Below are 23,467 nucleotides of genomic sequence, written 5' to 3'. Positions count from 1 at the left end.
TCCTCAGATTGACAGCTTAGTGACGCGCTTGCCGCCATATAGCAGGTTTACGATAGCACGCGTACCGATAATCGCGGTAAACATCGACGTCGCCACACCGATACCGGTCGTAATCGCGAACCCTTTAATTGCCCCGGTACCGACAGCATACAGAATGATGACTTTAATCAGCGTCGTGATGTTCGCATCGAAGATGGAACTGAACGCACCGGCATAGCCTTCGTTTATCGCCTGCTGTACCGTGCGGCCATTACTCAACTCTTCTTTGATACGTTCGTTAATCAGAACGTTGGCGTCGACCGCCACCGCAAGGGTTAACACGATACCCGCAATCCCCGGCATACTGAGCGTTGCCCCCGGCAACAGCGACATGATACCGACAATCAACACCAGGTTAGCCACTAACGCGCTGGTCGCAATCAGACCAAACTTCTTATAGAAGAAGATCATGAACAGGATGGAGACCACCAGACCGGCCAGACAGGCTTCCAGGCCCTGCTTGATGTTCTGCATACCCAGAGTCGGGCCAATGGTGCGCTCTTCAACGATCTGAATCGGCGCAATCAGGGCGCCCGCACGCAGCAGCAACGAGAGCTGACGCGCTTCGTTCGGGTTGCTGATACCAGTAATACGGAAGCTGTTACCCAGCCGAGACTGGATGTTGGCAATGTTAATCACCTCTTCCTGTTTCACCAGTACGGCGCGACCGTTAGCGTCTTTCTTACCGCTGTCTTTATACTCCACAAACAGGGTCGCCATCGGTTTGCCGATATTGTCCTTAGTGAAGTTAGACATGATATTGCCGCCTGCGCTATCCAGCGAGATGTTAACCTGCGGTTGGTTATATTCATCCTGGCTGGACGTCGAGTCGGTGATATGGTCGCCGGTGAGGATCACGCGTTTGTACAATACCACCGGCTGACCTTCGCGGGTCTGTTTCACTTCGGAATCGCCCGGTACACGCCCGGCAGCAGCAGCGGCCTGGTCAACGTTGGTATTCACCAGACGGAATTCCAGCGTCGCGGTCGCGCCGAGAATTTCTTTCGCGCGAGCGGTATCCTGGATACCCGGCAGCTCAACCACAATACGGTCTGCGCCCTGACGCTGTACGACTGGCTCCGCGACGCCCAGTTGGTTAACACGGTTACGCAGAATATTAATGTTCTGCTGAACGGCGTATTCGCGCGCTTCGCTCAGGCGCGCATCGGTCATTACCGCGCGAAGTTGATTGCCGCTCTGGCTGGAAATCACCAGGTCACGATGACGCGGCGTCAGATAGGCGATCGCCTCATCACGCGCTTTGCTGTCACGGAACGTGATGCTCAGCCCATAATTATTTTCTTTACGAACGGTGGTATAAGGAATGCCTTTTTCACGCAGATCGCTGCGCAGGCTATCGATATTTTGTTCCTGGAGTTTACCTAACGCGGTATCCATATCCACTTCCATCAGGAAGTGAACGCCGCCGCGCAGATCAAGACCGAGCTTCATCGGATCGGCGTGAATAGCCGCCAACCAGCGCGGCGTAGCCGGCGCAAGGTTAAGCGCCACGACATATTTATCCCCCAGCACGCTCATCAGCGCTTCACGGGCGCGTAGCTGGGTATCGGTGGTGTCGAAGCGCGCAAGAATAGCGCCCTCTTCCAGTGCCACAGACTTAGCGGGAATTTTTTCTTCTTGTAACGTTTTCTGGACCTGGATCAGCGTTTGCTCACTGGCGGCGACGCCGCGCACGCCAGTGATTTGAACAGCCGGATCCTCACCATACAGGTTGGGAAGTGCGTAAAGCAGGCCGACGATAATCACGACGACCAGCATGATGTACTTCCACAAAGGATAACGGTTTAACACGGCAGTTCCCTTTGGGAAAACGAAATATTACAGCGCCTTCATGGTGCCTTTCGGCAGAACGGCAGCTACGAAGTCACGTTTGATAACCACTTCCGTGGTGTCATTCAGCGCGATGGCAATGTAGCCGGCTTCCGCTACTTTGGTCACTCGACCGACCAGACCGCCATTCGTCAGAACTTCATCACCTTTCGCAATGGAGTCCATCAGCTTTTTGTGCTCTTTGGTGCGCTTCTGCTGCGGGCGCAGGATCATGAAATAGAAAATCAGACCAAACACCACCAGCATTAAAATCAGAGACATCGGGCTGCCCTGCGCTGGAGCACCTGTTGCCGCTACCGCATCAGAAATAAAAAAGCTCATTCAAATTCCCTCATTATTAAAATTAATCAACGTTCAAAGGTGGAACGGGTCGCCCCTGACGTTGGTAAAACTCGGTTACGAAGCTCTCTAATTTACCCTCTTCAATAGCCTTGCGTAAACCCGCCATCAAACGCTGGTAGTAACGCAAGTTATGAATGGTATTGAGACGCGCACCTAATATTTCGTTGCAACGGTCGAGATGATGCAAGTAAGCGCGTGAATAATTGCGACAGGTGTAGCAATCGCACTCGGCGTCAAGCGGGCTGGTGTCGCTTTTATGCTTTGCATTACGAATCTTCACCACGCCGTCGGTCACAAACAGATGACCATTACGGGCATTTCGCGTTGGCATGACACAGTCAAACATATCAATACCGCGACGCACCCCTTCCACCAGATCTTCCGGTTTACCCACGCCCATCAGGTAACGCGGTTTGTCAGCCGGGATCTGCGGGCAAACGTGCTCCAGAATGCGGTGCATATCTGCTTTCGGCTCACCGACAGCCAAACCGCCGACAGCGTAGCCATCAAAGCCAATCTCTACCAGACCTTTCACCGAGATATCGCGTAAATCTTCGTAAACGCTGCCCTGAATGATGCCAAAAAGCGCATTCTTATTGCCAAGGCTATCAAAACGGTCGCGGCTACGCTTCGCCCAACGCAACGACATCTCCATCGAGCGTTTAGCATAGTCCCAGTCTGCCGGATACGGCGTACATTCATCAAAGATCATCACGATATCGGAACCGAGATCGTACTGGATCTCCATCGACTTTTCCGGATCGAGGAAAATCGGATCGCCGTTGATCGGGTTACGGAAGTGCACGCCTTGCTCGGTAATCTTACGAATATCGCCGAGGCTGAAGACCTGGAAGCCGCCGGAATCGGTGAGAATCGGCCCTTTCCACTGCATAAAATCGTGCAGATCGCCATGCAGCTTCATGATTTCCTGACCCGGGCGCAGCCACAGGTGGAAAGTGTTGCCGAGAATAATCTGCGCGCCGGTCGCTTCCACTTCTTCCGGCGTCATGCCTTTCACGGTACCGTAAGTACCCACAGGCATAAAGGCTGGCGTTTCCACTACGCCACGATCAAACACCAGACGACCGCGACGCGCGCGACCATCGGTGGTATCTAACTCAAATTTCATTATCACTCCTGCGTCAGAAAAACAGTCCGACGTTTAACGACTCGCTACGGAATGATTCCATAGCTAATAAATTCCCGAAGGCGTCATCGGCGCAGCCAGTTTGGGGTCGACCAGCGCACAACCACCGGAGCGTACACGCAGTACGTGAGGATGGCGAGCACTGCCCGGCGTCAAAATGGCAAGTGAGATAGCCTTCTTACGGACGCTCAGAAATAGCCTGCGGATTGTACGTGATAAACATCGCGTCCCCGTAGCTAAAAAAGCGATATTTTTGTTCTACCGCAGTCTTATAGGCATTCATGGTGTGTTGATAACCGGCAAATGCGGAAACCAGCATAATCAACGTCGATTCCGGCAGATGGAAGTTGGTGATCAGCGCATCAATCACTTTGTATTGATAACCTGGATAAATAAAGATTTGCGTATCGCCGAAGAATGGCTCTATCAAATCGCTTTTTGCCGCCTGCGCCGCGCTCTCAAGTGAGCGTACCGAGGTCGTGCCGACGGCGATAACCCGGTTGCCGCGCGCTTTCGCCGCCAGCACCGCGTCGACCACCTCTTGCGGCACCTCAGCATATTCGGAGTGCATGATGTGATCTTCAATGGTATCGACACGCACTGGCTGGAAAGTGCCCGCGCCTACGTGTAGCGTAACAAACGCCATTTCGACACCTTTCTCACGAAGCGCCGCCAGCAGCGGCTCATCAAAGTGCAGCCCCGCGGTCGGCGCGGCGACGGCGCCCGGTTTTTCACTGTAGACCGTCTGGTACAGTTCGCGGTCGGCGTCCTCGTCCGGACGGTCGATGTACGGCGGCAACGGCATATGGCCGATGGCGTTGAGAATATCCAGCACCGGACGCGGGTCATTAAACTCAACTTCAAACAGAGCGCCGTGACGCGCGGTCATGGTCGCGTGAATACTTTCGTCGTCGCCCAGTAGCAGTTCCGTGCCCGGTTTTGGCGCTTTAGAAGCGCGAATATGCGCCAGGATGCGTTTATCATCGAGCATACGTTCGACCAGCACTTCTATCTTGCCGCCGCTGGCTTTACGGCCAAAGAGCCGCGCCGGGATCACGCGGGTATTATTGAAGACCAGCAAATCGCCAGGGTTGAGCTTATCGAGCAGATCGGTGAAAGTACCGTGCGTCAGCGCGCCCGTCGGCCCCTCTAATGACAGCAAACGGCAGCGACTGCGTTCCGGCTGTGGGTAGTGGGCAATCAGGGATTCGGGTAGTTCAAAGGAAAAATCGGTAACGCGCATGACTCTGACTCAGACTAAAATAAGAGGCGGGTAGTCTAGTGCCGGGGCGTTCCCGCTGCAACCGTTACCCGCTTTTTGGACAGAGAATCAATAATGAATTTTCTTGCTCACCTGCATCTGGCGCACCTTGCCGACAGCTCGCTTTCCGGCAATCTGCTGGCCGATTTTGTCCGCGGTAACCCGGCAACACATTATCCTCCTGACGTGGTAGAGGGTATTTATATGCATCGGCGTATTGACGTCATGACCGACAACCTGCCGGAAGTTCGTGAGGCGCGAGAGTGGTTCCGCCATGAAACGCGGCGCGTGGCGCCCATTACGCTGGACGTCATGTGGGATCATTTTTTATCGCGCCACTGGACGCAAATCTCTCCTGATTTTCCACTTCAGGCGTTTGTCGGCTACGCCCATGCGCAGGTCGCGACGATTCTGCCCGACTCCCCGCCACGCTTTGTCAACCTGAATGATTATCTTTGGTCAGAAAAATGGTTAGAGCGGTATCGCGATATGGATTTCATTCAAAACGTGCTGAATGGCATGGCGAATCGCCGTCCCCGGCTGGATGCCTTGCGTGATTCCTGGTACGATCTGGACGCGCACTACGACGCGTTAGAAGAGCGCTTCTGGCATTTTTATCCGCGTATGATGGCACAGGCCGCCCGCAAAGCGCTGTGACGGCCTGATAGCGAGGGCGTGCGTCAGATCCGCCGTTGGCAGAAAGATGGTTCGCTGTCATAAAGGGGTCATCATTACGATTTATAATGACCCGATCGATAGGCAAAAGCTGTCTCATTGATTGTCAAGACCGCATTGTTTTGTCGCTTCGCCCTCCCTATACTGCCCGCGTTGCGTTCTAAAACCCTTAATATTGCAGGAGAATTATTATGGTACTGGTTACTCGTCAGGCCCCGGATTTCACCGCTGCGGCGGTACTGGGTAGCGGTGAGATTGTTGATAAATTCAACTTCAAACAGCACACCAATGGTAAAACAACCGTTCTGTTCTTCTGGCCGATGGACTTCACTTTTGTTTGCCCGTCTGAGCTGATCGCCTTCGATAAACGTTATGAAGAATTCCAGAAGCGCGGCGTTGAAGTGGTCGGCGTTTCTTTCGACTCTGAGTTCGTCCACAACGCATGGCGTAACACCCCTGTCGATAAAGGCGGCATTGGCCCGGTGAAATACGCAATGGTTGCTGACGTGAAGCGTGAAATTCAGAAAGCTTACGGTATCGAACATCCGGACGAAGGCGTTGCGCTGCGCGGCTCTTTCCTGATTGACGCAAACGGTATTGTTCGCCACCAGGTCGTGAACGATCTGCCGCTGGGTCGTAACATCGACGAAATGCTGCGTATGGTCGACGCGCTGCAGTTCCACGAAGAGCACGGCGATGTCTGCCCGGCGCAGTGGGAAAAAGGCAAAGAAGGCATGAACGCCTCTCCGGACGGCGTGGCTAAATACCTGGCTGAGAACATTTCCAGCCTGTAAGTCAGTGCATTGATAAAAGGCTCGCGAATGCGAGCCTTTTTTATGCGTGAGGTGTTACGAACCACCTCGCCTCAACGATTCATCCATACCGTCGCGGAAATCGCGGGTAAACGAAGTCTTCCCTCGCGGATGTTACCGCTTCCCGTTTTACATTGCCATCCGGCCACGTTCAGCAACGGCAACGCTTCCAGCGCCACTTCACAGGCCTCGCCCCGGTTAATCGCCACCAGCGCCCGCTGCTGCTGATAAACCCGCACGAATACCACTACGTCACCTTCGGCATACAGCGCCTGGCATCCGCCACGACGCAGCGCCAGGCTGCGCTGACGCAGTTTCGCCATACGCTGGTACAGCGCCAGCAAGTTGCCGTCCTGCTTGCGTTCATCCCACGGGAACGGTTTGCGGCACATGGGGTCATTTGCGCCGTCCACGCCGACTTCATCGCCGTAATAAATACATGGCACGCCGGGCCATGTAAACAGCCAGACCACCGCCAGCGGCAGGCGCGCCGCGTCTTTACCGAGCAAGGTTTTAAAGCGCGCAGTATCATGGCTGTCGAGTTGATTAAACATGCGTAGTTGTTGCTGATGTGACAGCCCGGCGCGGTAGTTATCCATCCACGCGATACAGGTCCGGGCATTGATATGCTGTGGTTCGTAAGCGATATCAGTATTGGCGAGAAATCCCCACAGCGGGAAGGTGAAGCCGCGATAATTCATGGCGGCATCTTCCGCATCGGCCTGTAGCCACTGCCGCGCATCGCCGAAATGTTCCCCCACAATATAGGCTTCAGGCTGCGCCTCTTTTGCCGCCCGGGTAATGCCGGCGACGTGCTGCAAATTGTGGCGCGCCCCGCCCGCCTCGCCCAGCATATGTACGACATCCAGCCGCCAGCCGTCCATATTCCACGGTGCCTTTAGCCAGTGACGAACGATACTGTCCTCACCGCGATAGATCTCATCCACCAGCGTTTCTGATTGATAATCGAGTTTCGGCAGGCTCGGATAACCCAGCCAGTCCAGCGCCACGCCTTGTGGTGAAAAGGAGTACCAGTCGCGCCACGGCGAATCCGGGTGATGGCACGCGCCGCCAGTGCTGCGGTTATGCCTGTCAAACCACGCATGCGAGTCGCCGCTATGATTAAACACGCCATCCAGCACCAGCCTCATGCCCTGCGCCTGGGTTTCACGCCGCAGGCGTAGCAGCGCCCGATCGCCGCCAAATTGCGGATCGACATGGCGATAATCTTCCGTGTCGTACTTATGGACGCTCGGCGCGGTAAATACCGGATTCAGATATAGCGCTGTGACGCCCAGTTTTTTCAGATACGGCAGCTTCTCACAAATGCCATTCAGACAGCCGCCGTAAAAGGTGGAACCGCCCGCCTGGGGGGTTAAAGGATCGTCCCAGTCGCGCAGCACAATCTCCTGACCCGCGGCATGATGGTAGTACACCCGGTCCTGATCGGCTTCACGCTTCGCGCTGCGGGCAAAACGATCCGGGAAGATCTGATAAAAAATTTGATCGGCGACCCACTGCGGGCCGCTATCCGGCGCATCAACCGCAAATTGTTCCAGACGCGCAGGCGGAAAACGGCTAAATCCCTGTGGCGTAAACCAAAGCTGGCGGTCGTGCCAAAGCAATTTAAAGCTGTAACGGCGACGTGGCTGCCCTAACGCGATATTGAGCGTCGCTCGCCACGCCGTCACGCCCGGCTGCGGCTGGCGGCGCTGTTTGCGCATCGCCAGTGAGATTTCTTCATTATCGAATTCTGAGCGCAACGTCACGCGAGACGGCGGATTTTCTCCGCTCAGCCACAGCGTAATGGTTAATTTATCGTTATGTTGCTTCACAAATGGGGCAACCGGTAAGTGCCAGGCATTCAACATCTCGTATCCCCTCTACTGAAAATGGGGCCACCTTGCCATAGAGATTTACAGGATAACTCATCATCCAGGGGTTTATTAGGGGAGGAGACTCCAGGAGGAGAAGCGGCTCCGCTTATCCGGCCTGCCGTTGCCTGCAGACCGGATAAGGCAGAGAAAAACGACTACGCCTGCGCCAATTGACGGTCGCGACGGCGTTTAAATATCCAGCCAATCAACAGCAGAACTATCCAGGCGAAGCCCACATACAGTGAGATGCGGGTATCCGGATGGTAGCCGATAAGCGCAATAATGAAGACCAGGAAAATCAGCCCCGCTATCGTCGTTACGACGCCGCCCGGCACCTTAAACTTCAGCGCTTTTACCTCTTCCGGCGGTAAACGACGGCGGAAGGCGATTTGCGACAGCAGGATCATAATCCATACCCATACCGTCGCAAACGTCGCCAGCGAGGCAATCACCAGGAAAACGTTTTCCGGCATGATGTAGTTCAGGTAAACCGCAAACAGCAGCGCAATCGTCATCACCAGCACAGTGACCCACGGAATACCACGGCGTGACGTTTTGGCAAAGACTTTCGGCGCGCTCCCCTGCTCCGCCATACCATGCAGCATACGGCCTACGCCAAACACATCGGAGTTGATAGCGGAAAGCGAGGCGGTCAATACCACAAAGTTCAGAATGCTGGCGGCGAAGGTAATCCCCATATGCTGGAACGTCAGCACAAATGGACTGCCGTTTGTGCCGACCTGATTCCACGGATAGATAGACATAATGACGAACAGCGTGCCGACATAAAATACCAGGATACGCATCGGTACTGAGTTAATAGCGCGCGGAATGGATTTCTCCGGGTCTTTCGCTTCCCCGGCGGTGATACCGATAATTTCAATCCCGCCGTAAGCGAACATCACCATTTGCAGCGACATGATCATTCCCAGCCAGCCATTGCTGAAGAAGCCGCCGTTGCTCCACAGGTTATGAATGCCGGTCGGCTGCCCGCCGTTGCCAATTCCCCACACAATGATGCCGATACCCGCGACAATCATGATAATAATGGTGGCGACTTTGAAGAAGGAGAACCAAAACTCCAGCTCGCCGAACACCTTGACGCTCATCAGGTTGATGGCGCAAATGATCAGCACCACGCTAAGCACCCAAATCCAGTGCGGCACGGCGGGGAACCAGACCCCCATATAAATGCCGAACGCAGTCACGTCGGCAATGGCGACGATCAGGATCTCAAAACAGTAGGTCCAGCCGGTAATATAGCCCGCAAGCGGGCCGAGGTTTTCCTGCGCATAGCGCGAAAATGAGCTGGCGGCAGGGTTGTGAACGGACATTTCCCCCAATGCGCGCATAATGATATATGCTGCGACCCCGCCAATAATATAGGCCAACAGCACGCTCGGCCCCGCCATTTTGATGGCGTCCGCCGAGCCGTAAAACAGGCCGGTGCCGATTGCCGAACCTAATGCCATAAAGCGAATGTGCCGGGTGCTCAGCCCACGCTTTAGCTTATTATTGCTTTCCATCAATTTCTGACCTATCAACACAATAAAAAACCACGGGGCGTTAAGCCCCGTGGTGTACACATATGTCAGCGATTTTAGTGAGCGCTGGAGGTCACCTGCCGACCCGCCGCGCGATCCCAGATAATCGCCAGGATCACCATCACCACCGTTGGCATCAACCACGCCAGTCCCTGTTCCGCCAGCGGCAAACGCTGACTCCAGGCTGGCAGCATATCGCCAAAGGCAGATGCTTTGATGCCGTCAAGGATACCAAAAAGCAGACTGATAAACATGGCCGGCGCGATGATGCGGGTGGAATTATGCCACCATGAGCGGGTAAAACTTAATACAACCAGTGCGATACACGGCGGATAGATAGCCGTCAGCACCGGAATGGAGATTTGAATCAGATGGCTCAGTCCAAGGTTTGACACCACCATAGAGAAGCCGCCGAGAATAAAGACCAGCGTGCGGTAAGACAGCGGAATATACTGCGCGAAAAACTCAGCGCAGGCGCAGGTCAGCCCCACCGCCGTCACCAGACACGCGATAAAGATCAGCGCCGCCAGCAGGAAGCTTCCCGCGCCGCCAAAGGTATGCTGAACGTAGGCATGAAGAATCGCCGCGCCGTTCGCTGACTGATCGACCAGCGTCGCGCTGTCAGAACCTAAGCGGAACAAGGCAAGATAAAGCAGCGTCAGCCCCACGCCCGCCATCAGGCCGGCCCAGACCGTGTAACGCGTCAACAGGCGCGCTTCGGTCACGCCGCGAGAACGCGCCGCGTTCACAATAACGATACCAAACACCATCGCGCCCAGCGTATCCATCGTCAGATAGCCGTTCACAAATCCGTTAGAAAAGGCCGCATTCTGATAAGCGTCCAGGGCGTTGCTGATTGGACCGGCAGGCCAAACGATAGCCGCGACGGAAAGGATGACCAGCGCAATAATTTTCAACGGCGCCAGGAAATTCCCCACCGTATCCAGCAGCTTACCCGGATAGAGGGAAACCAGAATAACGATAGCGAAATAGACCACGCTGTAAATCAGCAACGGCATTGCAGAATCGCCGGTCAACGGAGCGATACCGACCTCAAACGACACCGTCGCAGTACGCGGCGTCGCAAATAACGGCCCGACGGCCAGATAGCAAACGGTCGCCAGCAGGAGTCCCGCCACTTTACCAATCGGCGTACTGAGGCTGTCTACGCCGCCGCCGACTTTCGCCAGCGCCACAACAGTAAGAACCGGTAGCCCTACGGCGGTAATCAGAAAGCCAATAGCGGCTGTCCAGACGTGTTCACCCGCCTGCAAACCGACCATAGGAGGAAAGATAATATTGCCTGCGCCAACGAACAGCGCAAATGTCATAAAGCCCAGGGCGATGATATCGCGCGATTTTAACTGATGGGTCATAAAGTCTTACTGCCTGTGGATGGTGATGTTGTAAACATTAAAATTTTTGCCTTTCCCGGAGGATTATAAAGCGGCGTTTTTTATCAATTTCAGCGGGAAAAGCTCCCGGACCGATGCGGCGAAGAATTGTTTTTCGATTTACCGCGCAAATGCAGTCGTAATGACAGCACCTGAAGCGCAATTTAAACGCTTATAACGTTTTAAAGCAAGGTGGGATCTAAAAACCAGATGAATATAGCGATATGAAATTTACAACCAGAATAAAACACCATTCTCATGAAAAAGTTATGGCTAATCATGCGAACAAAAAATCACCAAACGTTGAATGTTTCAACGACCCCGTCTTAACTGCAAAGAAAATAAGCCAGCATCCGCTGGCTTATGGAAAGTTATACTTACGAAAGGCAATTAATCGCTATTTTTGGCAATTAAACGTTCCGGCAGCACAAAGCTAAATCGCGTTCCTTTGCCAGGCGAACTGTCGATTTCAAGGCGGCTTTCATGGTGATTCAACGCATGTTTCACAATCGCCAATCCCAGGCCGCTACCGCCCGTTTGCCGCGAACGCGCTTTATCGACACGGTAGAAGCGTTCGGTCAGACGAGGAATATGCTCGGCAGCAATCCCCGGACCGTTATCTTGAATGCAAAATTCAGCGCCATGCGCGGCACGTCGCCAGTTCACCGTAATATGCGTTCCCGCCGGCGTATGGTTTACCGCGTTATACACCAGGTTTGAGATCGCGCTACGTAGCTGCTCTTCATTGCCCAGAACGCTAAGACTATCGTCGACCTCAAACGTAAAGGTATGTTTCTGCTGGCTGAGCGTCTGCGCTTCACGCTCCACGACCCGCAGCATCATCGGTACATCCACTTTTTCATTTAATAACAGCGCCGGGGCCGCCTCAATTTTAGACAGCGTAAGCAGTTGTTTTACCAGCCCTTCCATACGATACGTTTGCTCGCGCATCGTATGCAGCGCTTTCTCTCGCGTCGTCCCCTCCAGCGCCTGTTCCTGCATCATTTCCAGATAGCCTTGCAATACCGTCAGGGGCGTACGCAACTCATGGCTAACGTTGGCGAAAAAGTTACGTCTGGCGCCTTCAAGCTGATGCATTTGCGTCACATCGCGCGCCACCATCAGGAGTTGTTTATCGGTATAAGGCATGACGCGGATCTCCAGATGCCGCCCAGTATTGAGCACCAAATGAAGCGGACGGGTGAAATCACGCGTTTTTAAATACTGGGTAAACTCCGGATAACGCAGTAGATTGAGAATATTCTGCCCGTTGTCATCCGGCCAGCGTAGCCCCAGTATCTGTTGCGCCAAACCGTTACACCAAAAAATGCCGCCCTCTTCTGTGGTCAGTACCACGGCATCAGGCAGCGACTCCGCGCCGCTGCGAAAACGTTTAATCAGGTTCCCCAGCTCGCGGCGACGCTTCTTATTTCGCAACTGCATCTGGTGTAAACCGTATAACAGCGGTTCCCAACTTCCCCGTCCCGGCGGCGGCGTCATACTTCTGTCGACCCAAAGCCACCAGGAGAGGCGTAATAAATTCCAGAAATGCCAGACAAGCAGTCCCGTCACCGCCGCCAGTAAAAACCACGGCAGATAACCAAAAAAAGCGCTAAGGATAAGCGCGGGGATGCAACAGAGCACCAGCTCCAGCACCAGCCTTTTCCATGACAGCCGTTCCAGCACGCGTCATACTCCCTCAAGAATGGAAAGCCTTCTCCGCCAGAAACCTGTGTTCTACTGGCGGAAAAGGCATTAAAAGCGGGTCGAAAAACGATACCCTGTCCCGCGTACCGTTTGCACCATCCGGTCGTGGCCGCTGTGCTCCAGCGCCTTACGCAAACGGCGAATATGCACGTCGACCGTCCGGTCTTCAACGTACACATTGGTGCCCCAGACATGATTGAGTAGCTGTTCGCGGCTGTAAACCCGTTCCGGGTGCGTCATAAAGAAATGGAGTAATTTAAATTCGGTCGGCCCCATATCCAGCGGGCTGTCGCCGGTCATCACGCGGTGAGAGCCAGGATCAAGGCTCAGTCCCTGCATCTCGATCACCTCTTCGACCGCCATCGGCGAGATGCGCCGCATAACGGCTTTAATGCGCGCCACCAACTCCTTGGGGGAAAACGGCTTGGTAATGTAATCGTCAGCGCCGGTTTCCAGCCCGCGCACACGATCTTCTTCCTCACCTCTTGCGGTCAGCATAACCACAGGAATATCCCGGGTCAGGGCTTCACGTTTGAGATGTTTAATAAACTGTAACCCTGACCCGCCGGGCAACATCCAGTCAAGAAGGATGAGATCCGGCCAGGGTTCATTAAGTTTATTCACCGCACTGTCATAATCTTCGGCTTCTACGGGCTGAAAGCCATTTTGTTCGAGCACGAAGCACACCATTTCACGGATCGGCGCCTCATCTTCTACGACCAGAATACGTCTCGCCATAATTTGCCCTGTTAGTCGTTAGTTATCAATGCCGCGCCATTATGCGTCAGATTTATGACAGATTTATGAAAAAAAAAGGCGACATTGACAGCATGTTGATGATTTATGACACCGGTGAAACCGTGCATTACCGTGTACCGGCGGTAAATTGCGCCCAAAAATGGAAGGGATGACGTGTATAATCCCGTTCACGCTTTTTTTGCATGGAACTATTATGCGCATCCTCCACACCTCTGACTGGCATCTGGGACAAAATTTCTACAGTAAAAGCCGCGCCGCGGAGCATCAGGCTTTTCTGGACTGGCTGCTGGAGACCGCGCAGGCCCATCAGGTGGATGCCATTATTGTCGCTGGCGATATTTTTGATACCGGTTCGCCGCCAAGCTATGCCCGAGAACTTTATAACCGTTTCGTCGTTAATTTACAGCAAACGGGCTGTCATCTGGTGGTGCTGGCCGGTAATCATGATTCCGTCGCCACGCTAAACGAGTCACGCGACATTCTGGCGTTTCTCAATACAACCGTGATCGCCAGCGCGGGCTATGCGCCGCGGCTACTTCATCGTCGCGACGGTTCTCCGGGCGCCGTACTGTGCCCCATTCCCTTTTTGCGCCCGCGCGACATTATTACCAGTCAGGCGGGATTATCCGGCAGCGAGAAACAGCAGCAACTTCTTCATGCGATTGCCGATTATTATCAACAGCAGTATCAGGAAGCGTGCCAGCTACGCGGCGAACGAAAGCTGCCGGTTATCGCGACGGGACATTTAACCACCGTCGGCGCCAGCAAAAGCGATGCGGTTCGCGACATTTATATCGGTACGCTGGATGCCTTTCCGGCGCAGCATTTCCCGCCAGCGGATTATATCGCATTGGGACACATTCACCGCGCGCAATGTGTCGGCGGCACGGAGCATATCCGCTATTGCGGCTCGCCCATCGCCCTCAGCTTTGATGAGTGCGGCAAAAGCAAATGCGTGCATCTGGTGACCTTCGAGCAGGGGAAATGGCAAAGTACCGAAAGTCTGGCTGTCCCCGTGACTCAACCGTTGGCGGTTTTAAAAGGCGACCTGGCGTCAATTACCGAACAGCTTGAGCAGTGGCGCGGCGTTGAGCAATCGCCCCCCGTCTGGCTGGATATTGAAATCACAACCGATGACTATCTGCACGATATCCAACGCAGAATACAGACATTAACGGAGTCACTCCCCGTAGAGGTATTACTGGTGCGCCGTAGCCGCGAACAGCGTGAGCGCTCGCTGGCGAACGAGCGGCGGGAAACATTAAGCGAGCTTAGCGTGGAAGAGGTTTTTACGCGGCGTCTGGCGCTGGAAGCGTTAGATCACCCGCAGCGCGAGCGCCTGAATCAGCTCTTTTCCAGCACGCTCTACGCGTTGAATGAGGAGCATGAGGCATGAAAATTCTCAGTTTGCGTCTGAAAAACCTGAACTCGCTGAAAGGAGAATGGAAGGTCGACTTTACCGCCGAACCGTTTGCCAGTAACGGGTTATTCGCCATTACCGGCCCGACCGGCGCGGGAAAAACCACCTTGCTTGACGCCATCTGCCTGGCGCTGTACCACGAAACGCCGCGCCTGAATACGGTATCGCAGTCGCAAAACGATTTGATGACGCGCGATACGGCGGAATGTCTGGCCGAAGTGGAGTTCGAGGTAAAAGGCGAAGCCTGGCGCGCGTTCTGGAGCCAGAACCGAGCCCGAAATCAGCCTGACGGCAATCTCCAGGCCCCACGCGTAGAGCTGGCGCGGTGTTCAGACGGAAAGATCTTTGCCGATAAGGTAAAGGATAAACTGGAGATGATCGCCACGTTGACCGGGCTGGACTACGAGCGCTTCACCCGTTCGATGTTGTTATCACAGGGGCAGTTCGCCGCCTTTCTTAACGCCAAAGCGAAAGAGCGCGCAGAGCTTCTGGAGGAGCTCACCGGCACTGAGATTTACGGGCAGATCTCCGCACAGGTATTTGAAAAACATAAATCAGCCCGTCTCGAACTGGAAAAGTTACAAGCGCAGGCCAGCGGCGTCGCCCTATTGGCGGACGAACAGTTACAGCAACTGGAAGCCAGTTTGCAGGCGCTTACTGACGAAGAGAAACGCCTGCTGGCCAGCCAGCAGGGACAGCAGCAGCACCTTCACTGGCTGACCCGAAAAAACGAGCTCCACACTGAATTACACGCCCGACAGCAGGCGCTGTACGCAGCACAAGAGGCGCGAGAAAAAGCGCAGCCGCAGCTCGCGGCGCTGACGCTGGCGCAACCTGCTCGCCAGTTGCGCCCACATTGGGAGCGCATTCAGGAACAAACCCGCGCCGTTGAGCGTGTTCGCCAGCACAGTGATGAAGTGAATGCTCGCTTACAAAGCGCTTATCGCCTGCGCCAGCGTATCCGCGCCTGCGCGCATCGACAATTCACGCAACTGAACGCCACAGGGCAGCGGTTGAAGACATGGCTGGCGGAACACGACAGCATCCGCGTCTGGCGCAGCGAACTGGCGGGGTGGCGAGCATTATTAACACAACAATCCCACGACCGGGCGCAACTGAGCCAATGGCAACAGCAGTTGCTGAGCGATACGCGTCAGCGTGATGCGCTACCGCCGCTCACGCTCGACCTCACGCCACAGGCGCTGGCGGAAGCCAGAGCATTGCATACCCGGCAGCGTCCGCTACGCCATCGTCTCGCCGCGCTTCAGGGGCAAATTGTCCCGAAACAAAAGCGTCAGGCGCAGCTACAGGCAGCTATCGCGCGTCATCATCAGGAGCAGGCGCAATACACCCAACGTCTGGCGGATAAGCGCCTGAGTTATAAGACTAAAGCGCAGGAGCTTGCGGACGTTCGCACTATTTGCGAGCAGGAGGCGCGCATCAAAGATCTGGAAAGCCAGCGGGCGCACTTACAGTCCGGCCAGCCGTGTCCGCTTTGCGGCTCGACGACACACCCCGCCATCGCCGCCTATCAGGCGCTGGAGCTGAGCGCGAATCAAACCCGCCGCGACGCGCTGGAAAAAGAGGTCAAAGCACTGGCGGAAGAAGGCGCGGCGCTGCGAGGACAGTTAGATGCCTTAACGCAACAATTACAGCGGGATGAAAGCGAGGCGCAGTCGTTGTTGCAGGAGGAGCAAGCGCTTACTGAGGAATGGCAAACGCTGTGCGCTACGCTGGGCGTTCAGCTCCAGCCGCAAGAAGACCTCGCGGGCTGGTTGACCGCCGCGGAAGAGCATGAGCAACAGTTGGATCAGCTCAGCCAGCGTCATGCTCTACAAACGCAAATCGCGGCGCATACTGAACAAGTAGCGCGCTTTACCGCGCAGATTGCGCAGCGTCAGGCCTCGCTGACGGCTGATTTGGCGCAGTATACGCTTTCCCTTCCTGCGCCAGAAAACGAGGCTTCGTGGCTGAATGAGCGCGCCGACGAAGCGAAAATATGGCAACAGCGTCAGACAGAGTTCGCGGATTTGCAAACGCAGATCGACAGGCTTGCCCCGTTGCTGGAGACGCTACCGCAAACGGATACCGCGGATTCCGACGACGACGTGCCGCTGGATAACTGGCGGCAGGCGCATGATGAGTGCGTGTCATTACAAAGCCAGTTGCAAACCCTGCAGGAACAGACGACGCAGGAACAGCAGCGCGCCGCCGAGGCGATAGCGCACTTTGATGCGGCGTTAAAAAATAGCCCGTTTGACAGCCAGGCAACGTTCCTGGCGGCGTTGTTGGATGAAGAGACCGTGACCCGTCTGGAAAAACAACAACAAACGCTGGAAAGTCAGCTACAACAAGCGAAGGCGTTAAGCGCGCAGTCCGCGCAGGCGCTGGCTGACCATCAGCAACAGCCGCCCGCCGGTCTGGACCCAACGTGTACGGCAGAGCAGCTCGCGCAGCGGCTGGCGCAGTTGGCGCAACAACTGCGCGAGAACACGACACGCCAGGGGGAAATCCGCCAGCAAATTAAACAGGATGCAGATAATCGGCAGCGCCAACGCGCGCTGATGGCGGAAATGAAGCAAGCCTCTCAGCAAGTGGAAGACTGGGGCTATCTCAATGCGCTGATCGGCTCTAAAGAAGGTGATAAGTTCCGCAAATTCGCCCAGGGACTGACGCTGGATAATCTGGTCTGGCTGGCGAATCATCAGCTCACCCGCCTGCATGGTCGCTATTTATTGCAGCGCAAAGCCAGCGACGCGCTGGAACTGGAGGTTGTCGATACCTGGCAGGCCGACGCCGTGCGCGATACGCGAACGTTATCAGGCGGCGAAAGTTTCCTGGTCAGCCTGGCGCTGGCGCTGGCGTTATCAGATTTGGTCAGCCATAAAACGCGCATTGATTCTTTGTTCCTCGACGAAGGCTTCGGCACGCTTGATAGCGAAACGCTGGACGCCGCGCTGGATGCGCTCGACGCGCTGAATGCCAGCGGGAAGACCATCGGTGTGATTAGCCACGTGGAAGCCATGAAAGAACGTATCCCCGTGCAGATAAAAGTGAAAAAAATCAATGGGCTTGGTTATAGCAAACTGGACAAAGCGTTTGCCGTGGAGTAACGCGAGTGTCATCCTGGGCACAACATACCGTCATGACATAGCACAATAATGAATACACAAAAACGGATAAGGAATGGTATTACCTCGCGCTTATCTGCAAGCTATATGTTGATTGGCTGTGACAATTCACAGCACAGCGCGCAACATGCGCCTTTATTTTCGGCAGGTGGTATGAAAAAAGTTATTTTTTCTTTGGCGCTGGGTACGTTCGGCCTGGGGATGGCCGAGTTTGGCATTATGGGCGTGCTGACGGAGCTGGCACGCGATGTCGGAATAACGATTCCCGCCGCCGGGCATATGATCTCGTTTTACGCCTTCGGCGTCGTGCTGGGCGCTCCCATTATGGCGCTCTTTTCCAGCCGCTTTTCGCTTAAACATATATTGCTGTTTCTGGTCATGCTGTGCGTGATGGGCAATGCCATATTTACCTTTTCCTCGTCATATCTGATGCTCGCCGTCGGCAGACTGGTTTCCGGCTTTCCGCACGGCGCCTTTTTTGGCGTCGGCGCCATTGTCTTGTCAAAGATTACCCGCCCCGGGAAGGTCACCGCCGCCGTCGCGGGTATGGTTTCAGGGATGACGGTGGCGAATCTGGTGGGCATTCCGGTCGGCACTTACCTGAGCCAGGAATTTAGCTGGCGCTACACCTTTTTATTGATCGCGGTTTTCAACATCGCTGTGCTCACCGCAATTTTCTTCTGGGTGCCGGATATCCGTGACAAAGCCCAAGGCAGCCTGCGCGAGCAGTTCCACTTCTTGCGTAGTCCTACGCCGTGGCTCATTTTCGCCGCCACGATGTTCGGCAATGCGGGCGTTTTTGCCTGGTTCAGCTATATCAAGCCATTTATGATGTACATCTCCGGTTTTTCGGAGACGAGCATGACGTTTATTATGATGCTGGTCGGGCTGGGGATGGTGTTAGGCAATCTGTTAAGCGGCAAACTCTCCGGCAGATATACGCCGCTGCGCATCGCGGTAGTGACTGACCTCGTTATCGTGCTCTCTCTCATGGCGCTCTTTTTCTTCAGCGGATACAAAACGGCATCGCTGACTTTCGCGTTTATCTGCTGCGCTGGTCTGTTTGCGCTCTCTGCGCCGCTGCAAATCCTGCTACTGCAAAACGCCAAAGGCGGCGAACTGCTGGGCGCGGCGGGAGGGCAAATCGCGTTTAATCTCGGTAGCGCGATTGGCGCCTGGTGCGGCGGGCTGATGCTGACGCTAGGTTTTACGTACCACTACGTGGCGCTTCCCGCCGCCCTGCTCTCGTTTTCCGCCATGTCGTCGTTGCTGGTATACGGACGTCTAAAACACAAGCAGCCATCGGTCACGCCGGTTGCCGGATGACGTCATCCGGCTAGAAACGTTACGCCAGCGGCCACAGCCAGGCCGCGCCGCGCACGCCGCTCGAATCGCCATGCCGCGCCTTACGTACCGGCGTCTCGCACTCGCCGCCAAAAACAAACGATTTCATCAGCGACGGAACCGTCTTGTACAGGCGCTCAACATTGCTCATACCGCCGCCCAGCACAATGACATCCGGATCCAGAATATTCACGACATGAGATAATGCTTTCGCCAGCCGCAGCTCATAACGGCTTAACGCCAGTTCCGCCACGGCGTCCTGCGCGTCGACCAGACGAATAATCTCATCGCCTTTTAGCGCGTTACCGCTCAAACGCTGGTAATCCGTAGCAAATCCCGTACCGGAAATAAAGGTTTCGATACAGCCTTGTTTACCGCAATAACAGGGAATTTCTTCGCGGTAACGCAACTCATCGTCATCCATCCACGGCAACGGATTGTGGCCCCATTCACCTGCCGTACCGTTGCCGCCGATGTGCGCCCGGCCATTTAGCGCTACGCCCGCGCCGCACCCGGTACCGATAATCACCGCAAATACCGTTTGCGCCCCCGCTGCCGCGCCATCTACCGCCTCTGATACCGCCAGGCAATTGGCATCGTTGGCTAACCGCACTTCACGCTTCAGACGACGGCTCACATCGCTATCGAACGGCTGGCCGTTAAGCCACGTAGAGTTAGCGTTTTTTACCACGCCGGTGTAAGGCGAGAGAGAACCGGGAATGCCAATGCCAACGCTACCGGTCTGGCCGGTCGCCTGTTCCGCCATGTCGACCAGCGTAGCGACGGTTTCTATCGTTTGCTGATAATCCTCCCGCGGCGTAGGCAGACGATGGCGAAACCGCTGCTCTCCTGCATCATCAAGCGCAATGACTTCCATTTTTGTGCCGCCTAAATCGATACCAATACGCACATACCGCTCCTCATTTTTTGGGAATATCAACAGGGTAGAATTCACCGTTCTGATTGGCAATGCAAGCCTGCCGACAATTCGTTACTATACCGCCTGGATTTAACGACAAGGCCGTGGAAATTATCATGCTGTGGTTCAAAAATTTAATGGTTTACCGTCTTAGCCGCGATATCACATTACGCGCCGAAGAGATGGAGAAACAGCTCGCCTCAATGACGTTTACCCCATGCGGTAGCCAGGATATGGCCAAAATGGGCTGGGTTCCGCCGATGGGCTCTCACAGCGATGCGTTAACGCACACCGCCAATGGCCAAATTATTATTTGCGCGCGCAAAGAAGAGAAAATCCTGCCATCGCCAGTGATCAAACAGGCTCTGGAGGCGAAAATCCAGAAACTGGAAGCCGATCAGGGACGCAAGCTGAAGAAGACGGAAAAAGATTCCCTGAAGGATGAAGTGTTGCATTCGTTGCTGCCGCGCGCGTTTAGCCGCTTCAGTCAGACAATGATGTGGATTGATACCGTTAACGGCCTGATTATGGTTGACTGCGCCAGCGCGAAAAAAGCGGAAGATACTTTGGCGCTACTGCGTAAAAGTCTTGGCTCGCTGCCGGTCGTCCCGCTGGCGCTGGAAAATCCAATTGAGCTGACGCTCACCGAGTGGGTGCGCTCCGGTACGGTCGCTCAGGGTTTCCAGTTGCTGGACGAAGCCGAATTGAAAGCGATGCTGGAAGATGGCGGCGTGATCCGCGCGAAAAAGCAGGATCTGGTCAGCGACGAGATCGCCGTTCATATTGAAGCGGGTAAAGTGGTCACGAAGCTGGCGCTCGACTGGCAGCAGCGTATTCAATTCGTCATGTGCGACGACGGCTCCATTAAGCGTCTGAAATTCTGCGACGAGCTGCGCGATCAGAACGAAGATATCGACCGGGAAGATTTTGCCCAACGTTTTGACGCGGACTTTATCCTGATGACCGGCGAGCTGGCGGCGCTGATTCAAAGCCTGGTGGAAGGATTAGGCGGCGAAGCGCAGCGCTAACCAGAGGGTCCCTCTCCGCCGGAGAGGGGACTCACCGTTACAAATAGCGGCACAGATACGAGGTGGGCTCAGCAACCTGTAGATGAAACTCGCTGTGGCCAGGCACGTTAAACACCTCACCGGCTGTATACACTTTCCATTCGACGGTTCCCGGCAACAGTACCTTCAACGCGCCGCTCACAACCGTCATCTCTTCGGGTTCGGCGGTGCCAAAGGTATACTCCCCTTCCGCCATCACACCAACGCTGGCCCGGCCGGTGCTACTGCTGGTAAATCCAATAGACTTCACTTTCCCGGAAAAGTATTCATTGCTTTGTAGCATAATCAGGCCCCGTCTCATTATTAAATTAACACCCAATATAGAGTCCTGACGTTCGGCCTGTCACGTAAAATTAGACAAGCAGTTCTGAAGCTAACCGCGCAATCAAAACATTAGAGAGTAAAACCGGCACATCCAGCGCCTGCTGTAAAATATCCCGATGACGCTGATGAAAACCCAGACAATCCAGCATAATGACGTCCGCGCCTTGATCCAATAGCGCCTGCCCGGCATCAATTAACTGTTGCTCAGAACCGTGAACCGGATTCGCCAGCGAATACACCGGCGGCATTTGCAATACCTGCCATTTTTTCTCCTGGGCCGCCAGAAGTTCTGCAACAGGCACAATCACGCCCACCTGATGCCCATCCACAATAGAGGCGACAAGCGGTGGAATAATACGCAGCGGTTCAAGCAAAATAGAATTACGGGCTGCCATACTTTTAATCGCCGCGGTGCTCATCAGTATAATGACGTCATAACCCTGGTTATCCAGCACCTCGACAACGCTCTGTAAATCTCGCTCCACTTTCTGGCGGGAAACATGGGCTATCTGGTTATCATTCAGCAACGTCAAAAGCGGATCGTCGCCAGGCTCTACAGCGTAATCCGCCATAACGTCTTCCCGGCTCATTTTTCCCAGCAGGCTATGATGGGTGATGTGTTGTTCGTCGATGTATTCCGTCAGAAGCGGTAACACTTCGCTCATTGGCACAACGCCGATTGTGAGGATTGCCAACGACGCACTCATTTTTATTCCACCTTATTACTTCGTCGTAATTCCCGGGCAAATATTCACACGCTCACCGCGCTACCTGCCCTACAAATCTCAGAAAGCGTAGCAGCAGATGAGCAACGTATTGTGTAAAGATTCCAAATAACTCCAATATTGTATTGTTATCGCTTAATTTACGGTTTTAGTTGCCAGTATAAATGTTTCAAGAATGTGATGGAGATACAATTTAGGGGTACCCGGAATCCCTTCCGAGTGGTTCATGCGTCTATGATTTATCCGGATCTTCGTAACGTTTTTTCGCATCCATCGCTTCTTCTGCGGTCGGATGCTCGCTGATGAGCGAATCAGGTTTCGGATGGTCAGCCCGTAGCTGATACCACGTCACCGTCTGGCCCGGCGTGCCTTTTTCAATGGTGACGATATAAGCTTCCCGCGGATAAGGTGGTCTGGTTGGCATAGCGTTTCCTTTATTCTGGGTGAGCGTTAAGTATAGACATCTCCCTGTAACCGTTGCGTCGACGGCGGCAGCGCCGCAATAATTTCAGAAACGACCTGGGCCGGCGCTTTCGTCGCGTCAATGATGTAATGCGCCGTTTCGCGATACAACGCGTCACGCTGCTCAAGCACTTCCCGAACCTCTTCGCTCAACGGCTTGCCGGTGAGGGTCGGGCGCAGATCCGCTTCAGGTTCAGCCTCAAGCCGGTTAACCAGCGTGGATACCGGCGCGCACAGATAAATCACTACGCCAACACGGTGCATATAACGTCGGTTATACTCCGTGAGAATAATACCGCCTCCCGTCGCCACGACAGTCGAAGGCGCGCTTACCGCCTCCAGGGCCGCGGTTTCCCGGGCGCGGAACCCTCCCCAGCCTTCTTTTTCAACGATATCAGCGACGCTCATCTGCACGTGCGATTGCAGCCAGCGGTCGGTATCTGCAAACCGGAAACCGGTTGCCTGCGCCAGCGCCATACCGATGGTGGTTTTCCCACAGCCCCGCGGGCCAACAAGATAAAGAGGTTGCATCATAGCAGGCGTTCCCCCAGGAACTGCGCATACGCAGGATTTGATATCAGCAATGTTATAATCATATCATCTAACTAGTACAACGCATAAATGTAAATAATAATTTACACAAAGGTACTAAAGTCACAATATTAGT

Annotated in this window: 20 protein-coding genes; 6 read left to right on the top strand and 14 right to left on the bottom strand. The window is 54.6% G+C overall.

All coding sequences use genetic code 11. The features are described 5' to 3' along the window. Positions 1-3: 3 nt before the first annotated feature. The 4 genes from secD to queA all read right to left on the bottom strand — a co-directional run bounded on the left by secD (position 4) and on the right by queA (position 4,622). Entirely contained in the window at positions 4-1,851 is a 1,848-nt protein-coding gene (secD, locus tag NAZ64_RS07655; RefSeq protein WP_000934811.1) for a protein translocase subunit SecD, read from the bottom strand. A 27-nt stretch (positions 1,852-1,878) separates the two neighbouring features. After that, positions 1,879-2,211 (bottom strand): preprotein translocase subunit YajC, encoded by a 333-nt coding sequence (gene yajC / locus NAZ64_RS07650; RefSeq protein ID WP_000007628.1) that lies wholly within the window; start codon positions 2,209-2,211, stop codon positions 1,879-1,881. 22 nt (positions 2,212-2,233) lie between these two features. Further along, entirely contained in the window at positions 2,234-3,361 is a 1,128-nt protein-coding gene (gene tgt / locus NAZ64_RS07645) for a tRNA guanosine(34) transglycosylase Tgt (RefSeq protein ID WP_000667305.1), read from the bottom strand. A gap of 196 nt (positions 3,362-3,557) precedes the next feature. Further along, positions 3,558-4,622, bottom strand: coding sequence for a tRNA preQ1(34) S-adenosylmethionine ribosyltransferase-isomerase QueA (gene queA, locus NAZ64_RS07640; RefSeq protein ID WP_001266530.1), 1,065 nt, complete (start codon positions 4,620-4,622; stop codon positions 3,558-3,560). 93 nt (positions 4,623-4,715) lie between these two features. Here queA and acpH point away from each other — a divergent pair, with 93 nt between their 5' ends. Further along, positions 4,716-5,297 carry an ACP phosphodiesterase gene (acpH, locus tag NAZ64_RS07635; RefSeq protein ID WP_001009858.1) on the top strand — a complete coding sequence of 194 codons (582 nt, stop codon included), beginning with the start codon at positions 4,716-4,718 and terminating at the stop codon, positions 5,295-5,297. A gap of 209 nt (positions 5,298-5,506) precedes the next feature. Next, positions 5,507-6,109, top strand: a complete 603-nt coding sequence (locus NAZ64_RS07630) for a peroxiredoxin (RefSeq protein WP_000244731.1) — start codon at positions 5,507-5,509, stop codon at positions 6,107-6,109. Positions 6,110-6,180: 71 nt separating this feature from the next. On the opposite strand, the gene malZ is transcribed toward NAZ64_RS07630, so the two are convergent. The 5 genes from malZ to phoB all read right to left on the bottom strand — a co-directional run bounded on the left by malZ (position 6,181) and on the right by phoB (position 13,387). After that, the gene (malZ, locus tag NAZ64_RS07625; RefSeq protein ID WP_483640902.1) at positions 6,181-7,998 is read right to left on the bottom strand and encodes a maltodextrin glucosidase; all 1,818 of its coding nucleotides are present in this window, start codon (positions 7,996-7,998) and stop codon (positions 6,181-6,183) included. A 161-nt stretch (positions 7,999-8,159) separates the two neighbouring features. Beyond that, positions 8,160-9,530 carry a proline-specific permease ProY gene (proY, locus tag NAZ64_RS07620; RefSeq protein WP_001555879.1) on the bottom strand — a complete coding sequence of 457 codons (1,371 nt, stop codon included), beginning with the start codon at positions 9,528-9,530 and terminating at the stop codon, positions 8,160-8,162. A 74-nt stretch (positions 9,531-9,604) separates the two neighbouring features. Continuing rightward, positions 9,605-10,924: a branched-chain amino acid transporter carrier protein BrnQ gene (gene brnQ, locus NAZ64_RS07615; RefSeq protein WP_000149625.1), complete on the bottom strand. Its 1,320-nt coding sequence runs from the start codon at positions 10,922-10,924 to the stop codon at positions 9,605-9,607. Between the two features lie 408 nt (positions 10,925-11,332). Then, the gene (phoR, locus tag NAZ64_RS07610) at positions 11,333-12,628 is read right to left on the bottom strand and encodes a phosphate regulon sensor histidine kinase PhoR (protein ID WP_220569381.1); all 1,296 of its coding nucleotides are present in this window, start codon (positions 12,626-12,628) and stop codon (positions 11,333-11,335) included. Positions 12,629-12,697: 69 nt separating this feature from the next. Next, positions 12,698-13,387, bottom strand: a complete 690-nt coding sequence (phoB, locus tag NAZ64_RS07605) for a phosphate response regulator transcription factor PhoB (protein ID WP_000113918.1) — start codon at positions 13,385-13,387, stop codon at positions 12,698-12,700. A 214-nt stretch (positions 13,388-13,601) separates the two neighbouring features. Here phoB and sbcD point away from each other — a divergent pair, with 214 nt between their 5' ends. From sbcD to araJ, 3 genes are all read left to right on the top strand, one after another. Continuing rightward, positions 13,602-14,804, top strand: a complete 1,203-nt coding sequence (gene sbcD, locus NAZ64_RS07600; protein ID WP_220569382.1) for an exonuclease subunit SbcD — start codon at positions 13,602-13,604, stop codon at positions 14,802-14,804. Next, entirely contained in the window at positions 14,801-17,941 is a 3,141-nt protein-coding gene (gene sbcC / locus NAZ64_RS07595) for an exonuclease subunit SbcC (protein WP_220569383.1), read from the top strand. The genes sbcD and sbcC overlap by 4 nt, the downstream gene beginning before the upstream one ends. Before the next feature lie 171 nt (positions 17,942-18,112). Further along, positions 18,113-19,285, top strand: coding sequence for an MFS transporter AraJ (araJ, locus tag NAZ64_RS07590; protein ID WP_024797523.1), 1,173 nt, complete (start codon positions 18,113-18,115; stop codon positions 19,283-19,285). A gap of 19 nt (positions 19,286-19,304) precedes the next feature. On the opposite strand, the gene mak is transcribed toward araJ, so the two are convergent. Beyond that, positions 19,305-20,213 carry a fructokinase gene (mak, locus tag NAZ64_RS07585; protein WP_024797522.1) on the bottom strand — a complete coding sequence of 303 codons (909 nt, stop codon included), beginning with the start codon at positions 20,211-20,213 and terminating at the stop codon, positions 19,305-19,307. A gap of 125 nt (positions 20,214-20,338) precedes the next feature. Here mak and rdgC point away from each other — a divergent pair, with 125 nt between their 5' ends. Continuing rightward, a complete protein-coding gene (gene rdgC, locus NAZ64_RS07580) occupies positions 20,339-21,250 on the top strand; it encodes a recombination-associated protein RdgC (RefSeq protein ID WP_000964305.1) in 912 nt (303 codons plus the stop codon). A gap of 37 nt (positions 21,251-21,287) precedes the next feature. Here the strand turns inward: rdgC and ppnP are convergent, their stop codons facing one another. The 4 genes from ppnP to aroL form a co-directional block, all read right to left on the bottom strand. After that, positions 21,288-21,572 (bottom strand): pyrimidine/purine nucleoside phosphorylase, encoded by a 285-nt coding sequence (ppnP, locus tag NAZ64_RS07575; protein ID WP_000941953.1) that lies wholly within the window; start codon positions 21,570-21,572, stop codon positions 21,288-21,290. 70 nt (positions 21,573-21,642) lie between these two features. Beyond that, positions 21,643-22,320, bottom strand: a complete 678-nt coding sequence (locus NAZ64_RS07570) for an AroM family protein (protein WP_001276437.1) — start codon at positions 22,318-22,320, stop codon at positions 21,643-21,645. Positions 22,321-22,570: 250 nt separating this feature from the next. Then, entirely contained in the window at positions 22,571-22,762 is a 192-nt protein-coding gene (yaiA, locus tag NAZ64_RS07565; protein ID WP_001143161.1) for a protein YaiA, read from the bottom strand. A gap of 26 nt (positions 22,763-22,788) precedes the next feature. Then, positions 22,789-23,334, bottom strand: coding sequence for a shikimate kinase AroL (gene aroL / locus NAZ64_RS07560; RefSeq protein WP_000983569.1), 546 nt, complete (start codon positions 23,332-23,334; stop codon positions 22,789-22,791). Positions 23,335-23,467: the final 133 nt, after the last annotated feature.

It is taken from the genome of Salmonella sp. A1325 (genome assembly GCF_056991255.1).
Note: the sequence above shows the minus strand (reverse complement) of the source record. Positions and strands in the feature narration are given on the sequence as shown.

Bases quoted from the DNA above. Each gene is read 5' to 3' on its own strand.
- acpH (WP_001009858.1), top strand. From the start codon at position 4,716: ATGAATTTTCTTGCTCACCTGCATCTGGCGCACCTTGCCGACAGCTCG.
- brnQ (WP_000149625.1), bottom strand. From the start codon at position 10,924: ATGACCCATCAGTTAAAATCGCGCGATATCATCGCCCTGGGCTTTATG.
- rdgC (WP_000964305.1), top strand. From the start codon at position 20,339: ATGCTGTGGTTCAAAAATTTAATGGTTTACCGTCTTAGCCGCGATATC.
- ppnP (WP_000941953.1), bottom strand. From the start codon at position 21,572: ATGCTACAAAGCAATGAATACTTTTCCGGGAAAGTGAAGTCTATTGGA.
- malZ (WP_483640902.1), bottom strand. From the start codon at position 7,998: ATGTTGAATGCCTGGCACTTACCGGTTGCCCCATTTGTGAAGCAACAT.
- araJ (WP_024797523.1), top strand. From the start codon at position 18,113: ATGAAAAAAGTTATTTTTTCTTTGGCGCTGGGTACGTTCGGCCTGGGG.
- yaiA (WP_001143161.1), bottom strand. From the start codon at position 22,762: ATGCCAACCAGACCACCTTATCCGCGGGAAGCTTATATCGTCACCATT.
- aroL (WP_000983569.1), bottom strand. From the start codon at position 23,334: ATGATGCAACCTCTTTATCTTGTTGGCCCGCGGGGCTGTGGGAAAACC.
- NAZ64_RS07630 (WP_000244731.1), top strand. From the start codon at position 5,507: ATGGTACTGGTTACTCGTCAGGCCCCGGATTTCACCGCTGCGGCGGTA.
- phoB (WP_000113918.1), bottom strand. From the start codon at position 13,387: ATGGCGAGACGTATTCTGGTCGTAGAAGATGAGGCGCCGATCCGTGAA.
- proY (WP_001555879.1), bottom strand. From the start codon at position 9,530: ATGGAAAGCAATAATAAGCTAAAGCGTGGGCTGAGCACCCGGCACATT.
- queA (WP_001266530.1), bottom strand. From the start codon at position 4,622: ATGCGCGTTACCGATTTTTCCTTTGAACTACCCGAATCCCTGATTGCC.
- sbcD (WP_220569382.1), top strand. From the start codon at position 13,602: ATGCGCATCCTCCACACCTCTGACTGGCATCTGGGACAAAATTTCTAC.
- NAZ64_RS07570 (WP_001276437.1), bottom strand. From the start codon at position 22,320: ATGAGTGCGTCGTTGGCAATCCTCACAATCGGCGTTGTGCCAATGAGC.
- sbcC (WP_220569383.1), top strand. From the start codon at position 14,801: ATGAAAATTCTCAGTTTGCGTCTGAAAAACCTGAACTCGCTGAAAGGA.
- tgt (WP_000667305.1), bottom strand. From the start codon at position 3,361: ATGAAATTTGAGTTAGATACCACCGATGGTCGCGCGCGTCGCGGTCGT.
- yajC (WP_000007628.1), bottom strand. From the start codon at position 2,211: ATGAGCTTTTTTATTTCTGATGCGGTAGCGGCAACAGGTGCTCCAGCG.